Consider the following 19078-nt stretch of genomic DNA (forward strand, 5'->3'; position numbering starts at 1 on the left):
TGTCCCCATCAATGTCTAAAATGTCTCACGCCTGTAAAGACCATTGCAATACCGTGTTTGTCGGCTGCGTCAATGGAGTCTTTGTCGCGGACGGAGCCACCTGGTTGGATGATAGCTTTGATGCCTGCGGCTGCGATCTCTTCGATGTTATCCGCAAATGGGAAGAAGGCGTCTGAGGCGAGGACTGCGCCGTCAAGGCGGTCTTTAGCTTGCTCGATCGCGATACGGACAGAGGCCACACGGTTGGTCTGACCTGGGCCGACACCGAGGGTCATGTGGTCGTTGGCAATCAAGATACCGTTTGATTTGACATACTTGATGGCTTTCCAGGCAAACTCAAGCGCCACTTGCTCACGCGCATCTGGCTGACGCTTGGTCACAACTTGCCAGTCTGCTGGATTTTCCTTGATGACATCTTGGTTTTGCACCAGCATTCCACCAACTACACCTGTGTATTCCGCTTCATTCTCACTCGCCTCTTGAGCATCAAATGGCAACTCCAAGATACGCAAGTTTTTCTTTTTATTGGTCAAAATAGCTAGCGCTTCTGCTGAATAACTTGGTGCAATGATAATTTCTAAGAAAATCGGATGCATTTTTTCAGCGGTATCCGCATCCACCTCACGGTTGAGAACGACAATACCACCGAAAATCGAAACAGGGTCAGCAGCATAAGCGTTGTCCCAAGCCCCTTCAATCGTATCCGCTTGACCAATACCACAAGGGTTCATGTGTTTAAGTGCCACCATAGTCGGACGCTCCTTGAAATCACGGATAATACGGATTGCAGCATCCGCGTCACGGATATTATTGAAAGAAAGTTCCTTACCGTTGAGCTGTTTCGCTGACGCGATAGAATACTCTGTCGGAATCGCTGACTGGTAGAAATCAGCATCCTGTTGAGGGTTTTCGCCATAGCGCATCGGCTGTTTGAGGTCGTAAGTGATGGTTAGTTTTTCAGGCTTGGTTTCGCCAACTTGCGCTGTAAAGTAATTCGCAATCAAGGCATCGTAAGCCGCTGTATGACGGTAAACCTTAGCCGCCAAACGTTGACGAGTAGCGTAAGTCGTTTCACCATCTGCTTTCAGTTCATCAAGAACCACTGTATAATCAGCAGGATCCACAACAACAGTCACGCTAGCATGATTTTTTGCAGCAGAACGGAGCATAGATGGACCACCGATGTCGATATTTTCCACTGCCAAATCGTAGGTCGCATCTGGACGCAGGATCGTCTCTTTAAATGGATAAAGGTTGACCACCACAAGGTCAATCAAACCAATTTCATGCTGGCTTGCCGCTTCCAAATGACTGTTCAAATCACGACGCGCCAAAAGTCCACCGTGGATTTTTGGATGAAGGGTTTTAACACGACCGTCCATCATTTCAGGGAAACCTGTCACATCGTCGATAGCAATGGTAGCTACCCCAGCATTATCAAGGGTAGTTTTTGTTCCGCCCGTTGAGATAATCTCCCAACCAAGAACTGTCAATTTTTGGGCAAATTCAACGATGCCCGCTTTGTCAGATACACTGATCAGTGCACGTTTTGTCATGGAGTCTCCTTTTCAATGAATGACCTCCAGTCACTCAATCTCTAGTTTATTAAAGCAATAAAAATTAGTCTATTTCATATAAAAGATAGTGATCGTATCCTATCACTTCCTTGAGGTAAGCTTGATCTTCTGAGGATACTTCAAATTCTGGGAAAGTTGCTACTAAACTGCACAAATATAAGTAGTTAGGATGCCTACGATAAGAAAAACGATTTCCTCCAAATCGTCCTTGGCAGAAATCAAAAGCAAGTTTTAGTTCTTGACTTGTTCTTTTTACCAGTATCTCATCAAGATAATCGAGTTGACTTTTATCAGTACTTACAATCATGGCTCGCATGGTATTCGCCAAAACCAATAACCAGTCCGACTGACTCTCTAGTTGTTTAGGTTTCGACTTTAGTTTGTCTTTGAGCTGCATATAATTTTGTTTAATACACATGTCTCCTCCTTTTAGATTAGCGTGAATAGTTTGAGTGTTAATCTGCTTTATCTTATCTCATAAGCTCTGTATTCGTGTGAAAATTCATAGCCGAGTTTTTCTGCTAAATCTAACGAAATCTTCGTATGGGCATCCCAGCTAGGGTAAAGATTTCTATCTAGGCAAGTCAAAATCAGCTTAGCTGCGACTACTTTTGCCAGACCCTTTCGCCTAAAACCAGGGTGAGTATCTATCTCGATTTCAATCCCATTTTCATAGGTTGAGTAAGACGAGGCACCAGCCACTAGCTTTCCTTGATAAAGGGCAATAACTCCTAGTCCAAGTTGAGAATAGTGCTGGTAATCATCGTAATTTGCGACCAAGTCTTGTGACCAGCCTTCGGTCAAACAAACTTTATACAGCTGTTCATCAATCCATTGCAATTCAAAACCTTCTGGCAAGTTAGTCATAAATTCTTCTAACTTCTCACGGTCAAATCTAGTATCTTTCTTGGTTGCATAGCGTGTAAAAGCATGAGCCTTTGCCCTGTATGTCATTTCTATTAAATCCGACCACCCTTGATGCTGCGGAACAAGGATAATGTCCTCTCCTCGACATTCTTCAATCAAATCAAGATTTGGCTTTCCTGCTAAAAATCCAAAAGAAGCCTGTTTTCCTAGTTTTGCCAAGGCCGAATGTGGGTATTCTAGGTTATCTACAAAAATCTCTCCCATCACCCCCTGCAAGCAAGACCAGATGATTGTTTCTTCCCAATCTTGAAACAAAGGAATTACTAATGATAAATTTTTTAATCTTTTCATAGGGTGATTGTAACAAATTATCCTATTTCTTTACAACTCCCAACTCTCTAATCACCTCCGGATACAGCACATACTCCGCTTCGTGTATCCGTGCTTCAAAGGTTTCAAGCGTATCATCTGCTAAACGCGATACACGGACTTGTTTGATAACTTGTCCTGTATCTACCCCTGAGTCCACCCAATGAACTGTTACACCACTTTCAGAAACACCTGCATTCCAAGCGTCTTCGATGCCATGGGCACCCGGAAATTCTGGTAAGTAAGCTGGGTGAATATTGATGATGCGACCTTCATAAGCAGACAGCAAGGTGTTACTCACAATTTTCATATAACCAGCCAAAACAACCAAATCAATTTGGTGCTTATCTAGCAATTCCACAATGGATTCTTCGTAAGCCACCTTGTTTTCAAATTCTTTGAGTTCAAAAGTATAGCTGGTCACACCCAAATTTTGAGCACGTTCTAGCACATAGGCCTCTCGTTTATCAGCGAAGAGGAACTCAACTGGAAATTGCTCTGCAATGACCTGAAAGTTAGAACCATTACCCGAAGCAAATACTGCTATTTTTTTTGCCATTAGCGAATCACCACACTCGCGTCAGCTTTTTCCACGATACGACCAAGCTCATAAACTGGCTCGTCTAGGAGCTCTGTCACACGCGCCACATTTTCAGGACTAACCGCCAACATGAGCCCAATCCCCATATTGAAGATTTCAAACATTTCCTCATGCTTAATCTCACCGTATTTCTCAAGAGCTTTGAAAATCGGCAAAACTGGGATTTTATCCTTACCAATTTCTGCAGCCAAATTGTCCGCAAACATACGAGGCACATTTTCGATAAAGCCGCCACCTGTGATGTGAGCAATGCCATTAACCAGCCCTGCTTTGACAAGAGGCAACACTTGCTTGACATAGATACGAGTTGGCTCAAGAAGGACATCTTTGAGTTTTTGACCTTCCAACTCAGGTAGCACTTCGTCACCTGTGTAATCTGCAAAGACACGGCGAACGAGAGAATACCCATTCGAATGAATCCCGCTAGAAGCAAGTCCAAGAAGAACATCGCCTGCTTTAACTTTTGAGCCATCAATAATCTGAGACTTCTCAGCAATCCCTACTGCAAAACCAGCTAAATCATAGTCGTCTTCGCCGTACATTCCAGGCATTTCAGCGGTTTCTCCACCAATAAGAGCAGCCCCAGCTTGCACACAGCCTTCTGCCACACCAGCGACAACTTGTTCCAACTTTTCAGGAACATTTTTACCAGTCGCCACATAGTCAAGGAAGTAAAGTGGCTCAGCACCAGCAGCGATAATGTCGTTGACACACATGGCAACGCAATCTTGACCAATGGTATCGTGCTTATCATATTTGATTGCTAGCATGAGCTTGGTCCCAACACCGTCTGTCCCTGAGATAAGGACTGGCTCTTTGACACCTGTTGTCGTTAGGTCAAACATCCCGCCGAAGCCACCGAGAGCTCCCATCACACCCAGACGCTCAGTACGCGCCACGTGCTTCTTAATCCGCTCAACAACCTCATAACCAGCTTCAACATCCACACCAGATTGGGCATACGCATTTTTGTTTTTAGACATTTCTTTCTCCTTTTTGATGTTGACAAACTTGTCAACCTTGTAAACAAACCGTCAATTTAGTGTCAATTCTTTTGGAAAATAGCAGAGCTATTTAACGTGATCAATGTGAAAACTGACCTTTTCTTCCAAGCTCTTAAGATAAGCTTCCTCATAGTCATACAATGGGGTTGGATAGTTCCCATCAAAATAAGCCACACAGAGCCCACCATTTGGCGCATCGGTTTCTAAGCCAATCGAGTCAATCAAGCCATCCAATGACAAATATGTCAAGCTATCTGCCCCAATAATGTCACACACTTCTTCCACACTATGATTGGCCGAAATCAATTCCCGACGGGTCTGGATGTCAATCCCATAAAAACATGGGTATTTCAACTCTGGACTTCCAATCGCCACATGAACTTCCTTAGCACCAGCTTCACGCAATAATTGAACAATACGGCGTGACGTTGTTCCTCGAACAATCGAGTCATCAACCATGACCACACGTTTATCCTTGACGACACCAGATACCGCTGAGAGTTTCATGCGAACACCCTGCTCACGTAATTCTTGCGTTGGTTGGATAAAGGTCCGATGCGTGTATTGATTTTTGACCAAGCCCATCTCGTTTGGCAGACCTGATTCTTCAGCGAAGCCCATAGCTGCTGATAAGGATGAGTTTGGCACACCAACCACAATGTCAGCTTCATACTTGAATTCCTGCGCCAGCCTTCTTCCCATATTTTTACGAGCCGTATGGACGTTGACACCCGCAATGGTGGAGTCAGGACGTGCAAAATACACATATTCCATCGAACAAATAGCCAACTGTGTATCAGTGGTGTAAGTATCATACTGGATGCCATTGTCATCAATGATAAGCACTTCTCCAGGATTGACATCTCGAACCCACTCGGCACCAACTACTTCAAAGGCGCAGGTTTCTGAAGAGACTACCCAAGCGCCATTTTTCATTTTTCCAATAGAAAGCGGGCGGAAGCCATTAGGATCAAGCGCCGCAATGAGTTTGTCCTCTGTCATTAAAAGATAAGCAAAGCCACCTTTGACAGTATTCAAAGCCTCTTTAACCTTCCCCATAAATTCCGGATTGTGGCTACGGCGAATGAGGTGCATCAAGATTTCTGTATCTGATGAAGCATTAAAAATGGCCCCTTGCGCTTCCAATTCTTTTTTTAACGACACCGCATTGGTTAAATTCCCATTGTGGGCAAGAGCTAGTTGCTCATTGGTAAAGGTGTAAAGAAAGGGCTGAATGTTATTGATTGAGGCTGCGCCTGCTGTCGCATAGCGCACATGTCCAATCGCTGCTGTCCCTGTTAATTTTTCCAAATCAGCTGGCTTTTTAAAGACTTCTGAGAGCAACCCTGTATCACGGTGGCCCAACAGATGCCCTTGGTCATTTGAGACAATCCCCGCCCCTTCTTGACCGCGGTGCTGCAGGCTATGAAGCCCAAAATAGGTCACTTGGGCTGCCTGTGGGTGTCCCCAAATGCCAAAGACACCACATTCTTCATTTAATGATTTTACTTCGTATGTCATTTGATTTTTCCTTTTTGGGTGTTTTTCGTATGTGGTGATGACATTATTTCATGACTAAATCAATAGTCCTTGACACCTCCAGAGTGATGTTATCACTTTTTTATCACGGTGAAAAGCACCTACTACGAGTTCACTTTCGTTCACTCATTCATTTTATTTCCCTGTAAAATACTTCACGGCACTTTCAAAGAGTTTTTGGTCTTTATTTCCTGGAATATTTTGGAAAAGACCTTCTTCCCAACGTTCTGAGTGCCCCATCTTACCAATGATTTGCCCGTTCTTGCTCGTAATTCCTTCGATGGCATGAAGAGATCCATTTGGATTATATTGGCTATCCATACTTGGCTGACCAGTAAAGTCCACATATTGACTCCAAATTTGCCCATTATCACGCAACTCTGCAAATTCTTCTGCTGTCACGACAAATTTTCCTTCACCGTGTGATACTGGAATCGCATAAACATCGCCTACTTGGACACCTGCAAGCCATGGAGAGTTGGTATTCGCCACACGAGTTTCCACCATTTTGGCAACGTGTTGGTTAGCATCGTTGTAGAAAAGGGTTGGGCTGGTTTCAGTCGTATCCTCAAAATTACCATAAGGTAGGAGGCCTGATTTCACAAGCGCTTGGAAACCATTACAGATACCGATGATCAAACCACCACGGTCGATAAAGTTGTCAATAGCAGAGCGCACTTTTGCATTGAGTAAGATATTCACGATAAATTTAGCTGAGCCATCTGGCTCATCCGCAGCAGAGAAACCGCCAGCAAAGAAGAGAATATTAGCCTGATTAATATGGTCAACCATAGTGTCAACAGACTGCTCAATCGCTTCACCATCAAGAGTGACAAACGGAACCATGTTCACCTTAGCACCGGCCTGTTCAAAAGCCTTAGCCGAATCATATTCAGAGTTTGTCCCCGGGAAAACTGGAATGTAAACCAAAGGTTTGTCAACGATTTCTTTAGCTTGTTTCACGGTATCAGTGACAATAGCGGGTAATGTTTCCAAAGTTGTTTCTTGTTCAAACACCGTTGGATAGATATCTTCTAATGTGCCTTCAAAGGCTGCTAGTAAGCTCTCACCAGATAGGTTGACACCATTGACAACTACGTTAAAGTCCGCTGTCGTTTGACCAATTTTCACCGCGTCAGCAATCTCCTCTTTTGAAGTAAAAATGAAACCTCCCAATTGAGCTGTCAAGCTACTGTCAAGCTCTGCTATTTCCACAGAAACACCGATACGATTACCGAATGTCGCTAGAGCTAGAGCTTCAATCAGACCACCATATTTGACAGCGGAAGCTGAAGTCAACGTATGTTTTTCTTGAATGGCAGACAAGGCTTCAAAATTCTGCTTAATCAGTGCAAAATCAATATCGGCAGAGATGGCTTGACCTGGTAGGTAGTAAATGTTCTCTCCAGAAACTTTGAACTCTGGCGACAAAACCTTACGAGTATCCGCAGTCGTTACCCCAAAGGCAACGAGCGTTGGAGGGACAGTCAACTCTTCAAAAGTACCTGACATTGAATCCTTACCACCGATTGATGGCAAACCAAGCTGAATTTGAGCTTCAATAGAGCCAAGGAGAGCTGCAACTGGTTGACCAAAGCGGTCAGCTTGTTTATCCATACGCTGAAAGTATTCTTGATAAGAGAAGCGAGCCTTAGACCAGTTAGCCCCTGTTGCTGCTAACCGTGCAGTCGCTTCAATGACTGCATAAGCAGCCCCATGATATGGAGACCATTCTGCGATATAAGGATTAAATCCTTGTCCTATCACAGAGGCTGTCGTTGTCACACCATGCTGAACTGGTAATTTCTGTACAGAAGCCTCTGTTGGAGTCACTTGATAACGGCCTCCAAGCGGATGATTAACAGTAGAGCGACCAACAGAACTATCAAAAATCGTCTGCAACCCTTTTTGACTAGCGTGGTTCAAATCAGCCAAAACAGCTAAAGTATCTTTTTCAAGAGTTTCTGCTGAAGTGACGCGTACTTCTGGAGCAGCTACTTCGCTGTCCACTACATTGGCATCTACTACTACGCGAACCCCATTGGTATCAAGGAAGCGACGCTCAATATCCACAATGGTTTGCCCATTCCACATCATGACAAGATTTGGTTTTTCAGTCACTGTTGCCACAACTACAGCATGAATATTTTCTGTCGCACAAGCTGAGATAAAAGTATCCACATCACTAGGACGCACCACAACCGCCATACGCTCTTGGGATTCTGAGATAGCAATCTCTGTACCGTTTAGACCAGCATATTTAAGTGGCACCTTATCAAGGTCAATTTCAAGTCCGTCAGCCAATTCACCGATGGCGACACAGACACCACCTGCACCAAAGTCATTTGATTTTTTAATAAGCCGAGTCACTTCACCATTACGGAAGAGGCGTTGAATTTTACGCTCTTCAATGGCATTTCCTTTTTGAACCTCTGCGCCAGCTGTTTCAACCGATTCAACCGTCTGAACTTTAGACGAACCTGTCGCTCCACCGACACCATCACGACCTGTTTTTCCACCAAGAAGAATGACCACATCTCCCGCTTCTGGTTTTTCACGGATAACATTTTCCTTTGGAGCCGCACCAACAACCGCACCAAGCTCCATCCGTTTAGCCACAAAGCCTGGATGGAAATACTCACGCACATACGTCGTTGCAAGTCCAATTTGATTTCCATATGAAGAATACCCATGAGCTGCCGTTTTTGAAATGACCTGCTGTGGCAATTTTCCTTCACGCGTCGCCGAAAGCGGAACTGTAATGTCGCCAGCCCCTGAAATCCGCATCGCTTGGTAAACATATGAACGCCCTGACAAGGGATCACGAATCGCTCCGCCAATACAAGTCGCCGCTCCGCCAAACGGCTCAATTTCTGTTGGGTGATTGTGAGTTTCATTCTTGAACATAAGGAGCCACGGCTCTTTAACGCCATTGACATCAACCTCAATCTCTACTGAGCAAGCATTGATTTCATCTGATACTTCCATATCATCCAAACGGCCATTGGCACGCTCGTAGCGTCCAAAAATCGTCGCCATATCCATCAAAGTTTGTGGCTTATCTGAGCGCCCCAATTCCTCACGCATAGCTAAATATTTATCATAGGTTGCTTGCAACTGCTCTTGGAATTGTGATTCCGAAAAATTGATCTGTTTCAATTCTGTTTCAAAAGTGGTGTGACGGCAGTGGTCTGACCAATAAGTATCCAAAACCTTCAACTCAGTTTCAGTTGGCACGCGCCCAATTGATTTAAAGTAATCTTGAATAAAGACAAGGTCAGCAACCTCCATAGCTATTCCCTGTTCTGCCTTATAAACCGAAAAATCTTCTGCCGTATAAGTTTCAAAGAAATCCAAGGTTGGAATGGTTTTATCTGACACTGAAAATGCCTGCGGTTGAATAGCTATTGTAATATCCTTGAAACGTGAATCAACGGGATTTAAAAGATAATGCTTTACCGCTTCCAACTCATCTGCTGCAATATCCTTATTCACCAAATAAAGCTGGGCGGTATTCACGACGACATCCGTTGTCCCCCCTAGCAATAGCAGAGCTTCTTGAGCTGAAACTGCCCGTTGATCAAATTGACCAGGCAAACTTTCAATCGCAAAAAAGGCTGATTGACTAAGAGATTCCGCTACTTCAGTTTCTGACAAAATGTTATCAGTCACTTGCTCAGAAAAAATGTGTTTTTCAGCTCGTTCAACGAGATTTTCTGATAAATTGAACACATCATAAACCTGCACAATGCGAACAGTTGACAAACTAGTCAACTGCAACCGATGGGTCAATTCTTTCACCAGAGCCTGTGATTTTACCTGAAAATCAGCCTTCTTTTCAACGAAAATACGTCTATCCATACTAAACTCCTTTATCGACAGAATACTCCTATCGATTGTCCTTTCTTTAAACCATGCTTACTGACTAATCCAATGTTTTCAAACGATCCAACACGACCCTATAAGCATCTGTCAGACTGCCTAGATCACGACGGAAAACATCCTTATCCATATGATTCCCATCAGCATCCCAAAGGCGACAGTTATCTGGTGAAAATTCGTCCGCTAAAATAATCTTGCCATCCTTGTCAAAGCCAAATTCTAATTTAAAATCAATCAAACGTAGTCCAATTTGACTAAACCACCCTTTTAGCAAATCATTGATACGACGTGTCTCAGTCTTAAGATAGGCAATTTCTTCTTCTGTCGCAATCTTCAAGAACTGCACATGCTCATCATTGATAAAAGGATCATCCAAATCATCATTTTTGTAGTAAAATTCCACAATCGGCGTCTCTAAAATAAGACCTTCTTTCACCCCAAAACGTTTTGAAAAAGACCCAGCTGTCACATTCCGAAGCACAACCTCTAAAGGAATAATTGTCACTTTTTGATTTAATTGTTCGGTTTCTGACACTTGTTTAATAAAATGCGTTGCCACACCCGCAGCATTTAGTTTGGCAAAAATAAGAGACGAAATCTGATTATTAAGCACGCCTTTACCTTCAATCGTCTCCTTACGAGCACCATTTAGCATTGTAGCTTGGTCCTTATAGACTGCTTTAATCACATGTTCGTCTTCTGTCATATAAATATCTTTGGCTTTTCCTTGATAAATAAGTTGATTGGACATAAAAAGTTCGCCTTTCATCAGTTATTATTACGATTTTACCAGAATATCCGCCTTTCATCAAGAAAAACACTAAAAATAGATAAAATAAAAAGTTATCGTTCGTTTAAATCGAACAATAACATCTTTTGATTATCTATTTTACGCTTTATCTGCAAATTCTGTCACTAACTGTGACACCACATCTGTCTCCAACATGGTACGAATTTGTTTAATCGTATAGTAAATCGAAGTCGCATCGCTAGAGCCATGGGCCTTAACCACCGGTGCTTGCACACCAAATAACACCGCACCACCAGCTTTAGAATAGTCCATCGTATCCTTCAAACCATAGAGACTATCCTTCAGCAAAAGAGCCCCTAATTTCCCTTTGACTCCTGCCGAAGTAATCGCTGATTTCAAAGCTCCCATAACAGACTTTGCTGTCCCTTCAATGGTTTTCAGCACAGCGTTTCCCGTGAAACCATCCGATACCACCACATCCGCAACATCATTCAATAATTCACGCGCCTCCACATTTCCAATGAAATGAATCGACGGTTCATTCGCTAGCAAGCGATAAGCCTCTTGATGTATTGGAGTTCCTTTGGTCTCCTCCGTACCATTATTTAATAAACCAACACGTGGTCTTTCAATACTACGCACGTTCTTAGCATAAAAAGCCCCTAGAATACCATACTGATGTAAGTGAGTTGCTGTATTCTCAGCATTGGCACCTAAATCAAGCATGTCAAAATTTTGACCACTCATTGTTGGCAAAGTCGTCATCAAACCTGGACGCTCTACTCCCTTAATACGCTTCACAATCAAGGTCCCAGCAGTCAGCAAAGCACCTGTATTACCAGCTGATAAAACAGCATCAGCCTCACCATCCTTAACTGCTTTTGCAGCTAAAACCATGCTCGCATTCTTTTTGGTACGTATAGCCTTAGTGGGCTCATCATCGGAATTGATTTTTTCCTCCGTATGAACAATCGTCACACGATCAGTTGCTGTCAAATAAGGACGAATCTTCGTGTCATCCCCATACAAAATCACTTCAATATCTGAGAAATCTGCCAAGGCACGGTTCACACCTTCTACAATAGCCTGAGGAGCATTATCACCACCCATGGCATCTACTGCAATTTTTTTCATACTTTCCTCACAAAATCATTTGATACTCATATTATACCACAAAACCAAAAAGACAGTATTAACTGTCCTTTCGCATCACATCTCCCCACTTGCTCAAATCATCAATAAACTTTTTACTCTTGAGTTGAATACCAACATAATTGTCATAAATACCATCTATAAAATGGCGGAGCTTCTGCTTCATCTCTGGTTTAACAGAAATTGTCCTAAGCTCATCAAACTGTACTGATTGAAATTTATCCAGTAAATAGGGGACATTCGGATCAAGCTGACTACGCTTCAAATCCTTATCGTAATGTTCAGGACACAGAAGACCAGAATACTGATAAGAAAAATCAAACCGTTGCCCAACTCGATGGCAAAAAACACATTCATGAAAATTTAACTGAGCTCCAAAACGTTCTAAAATCTGAACTTCAAAGATATTGGTCAAAATCTCATAATCCAACCCCTCATTCATCAATTCCAAGGTCTTAACTAAGAAGGCAAATAAATGAGGATCTGGCTGATTATCAATAATAGCAGCATCAGCTAAAGCAACCAAATAAGTAGCATAAGATAAGATAAAAATATCCTCGTTAATAACCTTATACAGATTAGCATCATGATAATCATGAATATATGAGAGACCGACATCATTCAACTTTACCAAAAAATTAGCCTGTGTTAAAGGTTGAATCACTGAAGATAATTTCGATTTACTAGCATGCTTGATAAAAAACATGCGCTTACCTGCCGTCTCCGTAAATATCTTAACTAATTTATCATCTTCACGGTAATTACGATTATAGAGGATTAGCCCTCGCATTTCCTTAATTTCCATATTGCTCCATGAAAACTTCTAAACGACGCATAGCTTCTTTAATAACCTCCATACTAGCTGCATAGGAAATACGTAGGTACCCCTCACCGTATTTCCCAAAAGCTACGCCAGGAATAAAGGCAACTGCCTGTTCATTTGCCAATTTTTGTAAAAATGCAAATGAATCTTGTCCCTCAGTTACAGGAATTTTAGCAAAAATATAGAACGCCCCATTTGGTCTAATAATCTTGAAATTCATCGATGTCATCTTCTCAATAATATAATCACGACGTTTAATGTATTCAACCTTCATTGGCTCAGCATCATTTTTCCCCTTTGTAAGTGCAGCTATTGCCGCAAATTGAGAAGCGGTTGTTGCCGCAGTCACAAGGTACTGGTGACTCTTGATAATCTGTGCAGCCAGAGTCTCTCGTGCAAAAATTAATCCTAAACGCCATCCTGTCATCGCATGAGATTTGGAAAGACCATTGATAACAATCGTTTGATCTGGAATAAATTCAGCAATCGAAACATGAGGTTCGTTCGTATAATTAAGCTCTGAATAAACCTCATCACTAACGACAAAGACAGGATAATTTTCTAAAACAGTCGCAAAAGCCTCTATTTCATCACGCGTATAAGTTACCCCAGTAGGATTAGCAGGATAATTAAGCAAGACAGCCTTAACCTTATCTCCATACTCTTCTAAAGCTTTTTCCAACATATCTGGAGTTAACACAAAATCATTTGTTGTCGTATCAATTTCAACAATTTTTGCCCCTACAAGAGTGACAATCGGTTCATATCCAGGATAGGCAGGTGCAGGCAATAGTACAATATCCCCAGGTTCTAAAATAGCTGTTAAGGTTGCTGACAAGGCTTCCGTAGCTCCTACAGTTACCAAAATCTCATCTTCAGCCTTATAATCTAACTGATATTTTTCTTTGACAAAAGCTGACGCAGCTTCACGTAATTCAAGTAAACCAGCCATTCCAGTATAATGACTTTGATTAGCATCAATAGCAGTCTTCGCAGCAGACTTCACATGATCTGGTGTATTAAAATCAGGCTCACCCAATGTCAATTTTAAAATATTAGGAATCCCTGAAATTGATTGATCAAATTGTCTAATCATTGACACTTCAATTTTATTTAGATTTTTATTAAAACGATTTGACATATCCATAACATTATCCTCCCGAGAATTATTAAACTTTATTATACCAAAAAAGTCACCCAAAGGATGACTTCAGCTCATTATTTATGTCCCAACTCAAATAGAGGAGTTAAAGGACGTTTCTCATGGATACGAATAATAGCATCTGCCAAAAGATCAGCAATTGAAATTTGTTCAATCTTATCAATCAAACGCTCTTCTGGTAGATAAATAGTATCTAGAACCACCAATTTTTCAATAGCAGAATTCATAATATTTTCTAATGCTGGACCAGACAGAACCGGGTGAGTACAACTTGCATAAACCGATGTTGCCCCCGCTTCAGCAAGTGCATCTGCCGCATGACAAATCGTTCCTGCCGTATCAATCATGTCATCAATCAGGATACAAGTCTTCCCTTTAACATTACCAATAATATTCATAACCTCAGAAGTATTCATCTTATCAACGCTACGACGTTTATCAATAATGGCAATTGGAGTTTTTAAAAATTGTGCTAATTTACGAGCCCGTGTCACACCACCATGATCAGGACTGACAACTACCACATCTTCGCCAGTTAACCCCGCACGATCAAAATAGTCTGCAATAAGCGGCGCTCCCATCAAATGGTCCACTGGAATATCAAAGAATCCTTGAATTTGAGCCGCATGAAGATCTACTGTTAATAAACGGTTCACACCAGCTACCTCAAGCATATTAGCAACCAATTTTGATGTAATCGGCTCACGAGCACGTGCCTTACGGTCTTGACGAGCATACCCATAATAAGGCATTACAACATTAATTGTCTCTGCACTAGCACGTTTTAGAGCATCGACCATAATCAAAATTTCCATTAAATTATGATTTACTGGTGCAGAAGTAGATTGTAGAATATAAACATGATGACCACGAATAGATTCTTCAATATTAACTTGAATTTCACCATCAGAAAATTGACGAACAGATGATTTACCAAGTGAAATCCCCATGGAATCTGCTACTTTTTTTGCCAATTCTTGATTTGACGACAAAGCAAAAAGCTTCAAGTTATTGTAAGACATGACTTCCTCCAAGATTTTTTCTCAACTTCTATTGTAAACCTTTTTAAAGGATTTTTCAATGACTTACCACTAAGAATCATTCCCGTAGTTGCTAATTTCAATGAGTGATTTCAGGATAGAAAAGTCAATTTTTTGAAAGAACAATCAAATAACCCATATTATGCGCGATCCAACTGTCCTTACACCAACAATTCAATTACCTTTATATCTGAAAACGCCAAAACTTTGTGGCGATAATGTTGAAAAATGGATGTTCTTCTATAAGTTGATAAGCTAAAACGTTAACATCATGTAGCGATTTTTATTTTTATAGTCTTCCAATCACTTGATAGGACCGGGAGGAAGAACAACGGGAATGATTCGTAAAGTATTTTAAAAAAGGTATCAGAGGATTTCTTTGGTTGCAGGGCTGATAAATGGTGACATAATCGCTCCCATGACTAATGAAGAGACGATGACGAGTGATCTTTTTGAAGCTTGGTTTCAGAATTTTCTGCTACCAACATTAGGCACACCATCAGTTATTATTATGAATAATGTAAGATTCCATAGAATGAATAGATTAGAACTCTTATGTGAAGAGTATGGCATAAACTTTTACCTCTTCCACCCCACTCTCCTGAGTACAATCCTATTGAGAAAACATGGACTCATATCAAAAAGCACTTGATAAAAAAATAGGAGCTTTCTAAATTATCAAGTAGAACTCCTATCTTCATCATATAAATAGTTAAATAATTCTTAATAAACATTACCTAACACATTATGGGTAAATATATCCAGCAACACTATTTGGACTAAATGCACCACGATAGTTAGCAATTGGTTGTGTTCCGCTACCATCCATATTACATTCCATTACCTCAATAGTACCATCCGGATGAACAGCAGTGACTACTGCAACGTGACCATAGTAAGAGTTTGTCCACACAGCTACTGAACCAACTTGTGGTGTCGTACCAGTTGAATAGCCAGCAGAACGTGCACTACCTAACCACTGACCAGCATTTCCCCAATAATTACCAACCCAAGGAGCAAGTGCTTTCACACCCCAAGTACATTGACCAGCAGGATAAGTATTTGCTGCTGAATAGGTAACTTTTGCAGGTGACGACGCAACTACTGGCGCTGCTTGTGAACTAGATACAGCAACTGATGGAGTTGCTTGAATTGCTGGTGTATGAACTACTGCTTGTACTGATTGGGCTGATTGAGCTTGAGCTACCGTTGCAGCTGCGGCTTGCTCACGAGCTGCTTTCTCTGCGGCAGCGGCTGCTGCAGCTGCGGCCTCAGCCGCTGCTTTTTCTTGAAGAAGTGCTGACTTTTCACTCTCAACAGTTGTCAATTGAGCTGCTAAATTAATTTGAGCAACCTCAAGCTCTGCTTGTTGTGTTTTCAATGAAACCTCGTTAGCAGCAAGCGTTCTTTGGTTTTCCCAAACAGTATTAATCGCAGCTTGATTTTCTTCTTGTTTTGTCTCAAGCAATGCTTTATCTTCTTCTTGTTGTTTCAACATACTTTCATTAGCTGAAACAACCTCTCTAATTGCTGCAATACGGCCAATAGCATCTGAAATAGAATCTGCATCAATAATAGCTGAAATGTAATTTGTAGCACCACCATTTTGTTGAGCACTACGAGCTTGATTTTTTAAAGACTCCGTACGAGCAATAATTTTATCCGATAATTCTTTAATTTCAGCAATTAATCTTTCAGACTCTGCTTCCAAACGCTTATTCTCTTCTTCCAATTTAGCTTTTTCATTTTGAAGAGAAGCTACTTGAGCTTTAATAGCAGTTACTTGTTCTTTTGCAGCAGATTGTTCGGCAGATAATGTACTAATGGTTGCCTCTTTTGCAGCAATTTGTGCTTCATAATCAGTTGCTGATACGAGAGTTAAATTTGAAGCTGTACTCAATATCATACCACTGAGTAAAATTACTGATAAGATACGTTTCTTCATAGAATAATAATTTCCTTTCAATAAGACAGTATTCATTCTATCAAAAAAAACAAGACTATATGTTACGCTATTGTTACAGTTTATTGATAGTTTAAAACAAAGAAAAATCTACTCTGTAACAACATTAAAAATAGAAATAGTTAACAGAAAAAGTACACTGTTAAATACTAAAGTCTGCATTAAATGGTTAGTAATTTCAAGATTAATTGGATAGTTAGTTAATCCATAAATCGAAGCCAAACAATAGGATCCCCCTTCAAATATTAAGATAAGAGCCAGTAACATTAAAAACCGTGTAGAAGTCATCAAAATAAGACCGCTATGTTTTTTTACCAAATAAACTAATAATGGATAGAGAAAAACAGCTAAACCAAATGTATGATAATAATAACCATCTATAAGCAAACCAAATAACAAATAAATCAAATATATCCCAAAATTAGAAAATCGTTTTTCAAAATATAATAATGCAATGAGACTCATATGACTTGAGAGTACTAAATTATTTGGAAGAAAAATATTGAGAACTAATACTACCTGGCTATCAAAAGTAAAAGATAAAAACAAGAAAAATAGCATCATAAAAAAAGATTTGAAGATTGCCATACTATTCTCCTATCAAAGTGACATAAGCTAAATCATCAAAATTTGCTCCTGGCGAAACATAGACTGTCCGATTTAATTCATCTTCTGAGATAATTTCAACAACCTCCCCCACCTTTACATTAGCTACTGTCTGACCATCAAGTCCACTTGTAAAAACAGGATTTCCTTTAGTTATATCTAACTTTTTATTAAGTTTTGTTATCAAATAAGAGTTCTTATGGACATCAAAACCTGTTAAAATTCCGTAAATATCACCAGTACTAGTTGATATCTTAATTGGAATTTCGATAGATTTACCAGTATTAGTCAATAAATCAACCGTTGAAAATTTTGAAGTGACCTGAGTAATTTTTCCAATCAAATAGCCATTTGAAAGTACTAACATATTTTCCAAAACTCCATCTTCATGACCAACATCAAGAGAAATCCAATCTAACCAAGCAAGAGTTGAGCGGTTAATTACTTTCCCAGTTAAAACTGTCTGACTGGCAAAAGAATTTTTTATATCTAAACTAGCTCTCAAAGATTCATTTTCAGAAATTAAATCTTTTAATTTTTTTTCATTTGGTTCTAAAATTGAAAGTTTTTCATTTAATTTAGAATTTTCCTTTCTAAGTTCATCTACTGAGTTAAAATCAGAAAGAAAATTCTTAGCAGAAGAAAGAGGATAAGACATAGCAGATGACACTGTTAATGAAATATTAGAAATATATTGTGAAATACTTTGACGAATCCTGACTTCTTTTAAAAGAAAAAAAATAAGTGAAGCAACACACGTTACCGTCACCACACAAATTAATAAAAATCGAGAAAAACCTAATTTCCGCACAACAAACCCCAAAATCTAGCAAAAATAAAACGAGTTATCTAAAAGATAACATCGTTTGTGCATACGGAGAATAAGGGATTCGAACCCTTGCGCCAGTTACCCGACCTAACGATTTAGCAAACCGTCCTCTTCAGCCTCTTGAGTAATTCTCCAAAATTAATGGGCACGAGTGGACTCGAACCACCGACCTCACGCTTATCAGGCGTGCGCTCTAACCACCTGAGCTACGCGCCCAAATACAAAAAAATGCCGGCTACATGACTTGAACACGCGACCCTCTGATTACAAATCAGATGCTCTACCAACTGAGCTAAGCCGGCCTATCTCTCTTATGCGGGTTAAGGGACTTGAACCCCCACGCCCTTCGGCGCCAGATCCTAAATCTGGTGCGTCTGCCAATTCCGCCAAACCCGCATCATGACCCGTGCTGGGCTCGAACCAGCGACCCTTTGATTAAAAGTCAAATGCTCTACCAACTGAGCTAACGAGTCTTCGGTCCCGACGGGAATCGAACCCGCGATCTTCGCCGTGACAGGGCGACGTGATAACCGCTACACTACGGGACCATTAAGTTTCCTTAATCATGGGAGTTAACGGGATCGAACCGCTGACCCTCTGCTTGTAAGGCAGATGCTCTCCCAGCTGAGCTAAACTCCCTCAAACGAGAATTAGCTCAAACTGGTCCCTGTCGTGCGCTAACGCTTCGACAAAGTCGGACTTTTGTCCTCCTTAGCTGAGCTAAACTCTAAAAGGATCTGAATCCTTATGATTCGCTAAGCAACTACCCTATCTCACAGGGGGAACCCCCCAACTACTTCCGGCGTTCTAGGACTTAACTGCTGTGTTCGGCATGGGGACAGGTGTATCTCCTAGGCTATCGTCACTTAACTATCTCTTAGTCGACATTTTGTCAACTGAAAATTGAATACCT

At 41.0% G+C, this 19078-nt stretch carries 15 protein-coding genes, 7 tRNA genes, 1 rRNA gene and 1 pseudogene; 1 reads left to right on the forward strand and 23 read right to left on the reverse strand.

The genetic code is table 11. The features are described from left to right. Positions 1-8: 8 nt before the first annotated feature. The 12 genes from purH to GZ996_RS04000 all read right to left on the reverse strand — a co-directional run bounded on the left by purH (position 9) and on the right by GZ996_RS04000 (position 14749). On the reverse strand, positions 9-1556 hold the full coding sequence (gene purH / locus GZ996_RS03945; protein ID WP_162011373.1) for a bifunctional phosphoribosylaminoimidazolecarboxamide formyltransferase/IMP cyclohydrolase: 1548 nt from the start codon (positions 1554-1556) through the stop codon (positions 9-11). A 64-nt stretch (positions 1557-1620) separates the two neighbouring features. Further along, complete coding sequence (locus GZ996_RS03950; RefSeq protein WP_162011374.1) at positions 1621-1995, reverse strand: hypothetical protein; 375 nt, start codon at positions 1993-1995, stop codon at positions 1621-1623. 47 nt (positions 1996-2042) lie between these two features. Beyond that, positions 2043-2795, reverse strand: coding sequence for a GNAT family N-acetyltransferase (locus GZ996_RS03955; protein ID WP_162011375.1), 753 nt, complete (start codon positions 2793-2795; stop codon positions 2043-2045). A gap of 22 nt (positions 2796-2817) precedes the next feature. Then, on the reverse strand, positions 2818-3372 hold the full coding sequence (gene purN / locus GZ996_RS03960) for a phosphoribosylglycinamide formyltransferase (protein WP_162011376.1): 555 nt from the start codon (positions 3370-3372) through the stop codon (positions 2818-2820). Next, on the reverse strand, positions 3372-4397 hold the full coding sequence (purM, locus tag GZ996_RS03965; protein ID WP_162011377.1) for a phosphoribosylformylglycinamidine cyclo-ligase: 1026 nt from the start codon (positions 4395-4397) through the stop codon (positions 3372-3374). Before purM ends, purN begins: the two co-directional genes overlap by 1 nt. A gap of 87 nt (positions 4398-4484) precedes the next feature. Then, entirely contained in the window at positions 4485-5939 is a 1455-nt protein-coding gene (purF, locus tag GZ996_RS03970) for an amidophosphoribosyltransferase (RefSeq protein WP_162011378.1), read from the reverse strand. A 153-nt stretch (positions 5940-6092) separates the two neighbouring features. Continuing rightward, positions 6093-9818, reverse strand: a complete 3726-nt coding sequence (locus GZ996_RS03975) for a phosphoribosylformylglycinamidine synthase (RefSeq protein ID WP_162011379.1) — start codon at positions 9816-9818, stop codon at positions 6093-6095. Between the two features lie 64 nt (positions 9819-9882). Beyond that, positions 9883-10590 (reverse strand): phosphoribosylaminoimidazolesuccinocarboxamide synthase, encoded by a 708-nt coding sequence (gene purC / locus GZ996_RS03980; RefSeq protein ID WP_156806213.1) that lies wholly within the window; start codon positions 10588-10590, stop codon positions 9883-9885. A gap of 138 nt (positions 10591-10728) precedes the next feature. Continuing rightward, positions 10729-11724 (reverse strand): phosphate acyltransferase PlsX, encoded by a 996-nt coding sequence (gene plsX / locus GZ996_RS03985; RefSeq protein ID WP_162011380.1) that lies wholly within the window; start codon positions 11722-11724, stop codon positions 10729-10731. 58 nt (positions 11725-11782) lie between these two features. Beyond that, positions 11783-12547, reverse strand: a complete 765-nt coding sequence (gene recO, locus GZ996_RS03990) for a DNA repair protein RecO (RefSeq protein ID WP_162011381.1) — start codon at positions 12545-12547, stop codon at positions 11783-11785. After that, positions 12537-13712 (reverse strand): pyridoxal phosphate-dependent aminotransferase, encoded by a 1176-nt coding sequence (locus tag GZ996_RS03995; protein ID WP_161978937.1) that lies wholly within the window; start codon positions 13710-13712, stop codon positions 12537-12539. The genes recO and GZ996_RS03995 overlap by 11 nt, the downstream gene beginning before the upstream one ends. Positions 13713-13783: 71 nt before the next feature. Then, complete coding sequence (locus GZ996_RS04000) at positions 13784-14749, reverse strand: ribose-phosphate diphosphokinase (RefSeq protein WP_156806217.1); 966 nt, start codon at positions 14747-14749, stop codon at positions 13784-13786. Positions 14750-15125: 376 nt separating this feature from the next. On the opposite strand from GZ996_RS04000, the pseudogene GZ996_RS04005 reads away from it, so the two are divergent. Then, a pseudogene (locus tag GZ996_RS04005) lies at positions 15126-15430 on the forward strand (transposase); the annotation flags it as partial. A gap of 82 nt (positions 15431-15512) precedes the next feature. Here GZ996_RS04005 and pcsB read toward each other — a convergent pair. From pcsB to rrf, 11 genes are all read right to left on the reverse strand, one after another. Next, entirely contained in the window at positions 15513-16712 is a 1200-nt protein-coding gene (gene pcsB / locus GZ996_RS04010; protein ID WP_162011382.1) for a peptidoglycan hydrolase PcsB, read from the reverse strand. A gap of 108 nt (positions 16713-16820) precedes the next feature. Beyond that, positions 16821-17318, reverse strand: a complete 498-nt coding sequence (gene mreD / locus GZ996_RS04015) for a rod shape-determining protein MreD (protein WP_156806219.1) — start codon at positions 17316-17318, stop codon at positions 16821-16823. A 1-nt stretch (position 17319) separates the two neighbouring features. Continuing rightward, positions 17320-18147: a rod shape-determining protein MreC gene (gene mreC / locus GZ996_RS04020; RefSeq protein WP_162011383.1), complete on the reverse strand. Its 828-nt coding sequence runs from the start codon at positions 18145-18147 to the stop codon at positions 17320-17322. Positions 18148-18211: 64 nt separating this feature from the next. Beyond that, positions 18212-18299, reverse strand: a tRNA-Ser gene (locus tag GZ996_RS04025). A gap of 8 nt (positions 18300-18307) precedes the next feature. After that, positions 18308-18381: transfer RNA gene (locus GZ996_RS04030), tRNA-Ile, on the reverse strand. Between the two features lie 13 nt (positions 18382-18394). After that, positions 18395-18467: transfer RNA gene (locus tag GZ996_RS04035), tRNA-Thr, on the reverse strand. Positions 18468-18479: 12 nt separating this feature from the next. Then, a tRNA-Leu gene (locus GZ996_RS04040) sits at positions 18480-18561 on the reverse strand. Positions 18562-18565: 4 nt separating this feature from the next. Beyond that, positions 18566-18638, reverse strand: a tRNA-Lys gene (locus tag GZ996_RS04045). 2 nt (positions 18639-18640) lie between these two features. Next, a tRNA-Asp gene (locus GZ996_RS04050) sits at positions 18641-18713 on the reverse strand. Positions 18714-18731: 18 nt separating this feature from the next. After that, positions 18732-18804, reverse strand: a tRNA-Val gene (locus GZ996_RS04055). 115 nt (positions 18805-18919) lie between these two features. After that, positions 18920-19035: ribosomal RNA gene (rrf, locus tag GZ996_RS04060) — 5S ribosomal RNA — on the reverse strand. Positions 19036-19078 lie beyond the last annotated feature (43 nt).

Source organism: Streptococcus sp. S784/96/1 (genome assembly GCF_902729355.1).
GTDB classification, from domain to species: domain Bacteria; phylum Bacillota; class Bacilli; order Lactobacillales; family Streptococcaceae; genus Streptococcus; species Streptococcus caledonicus.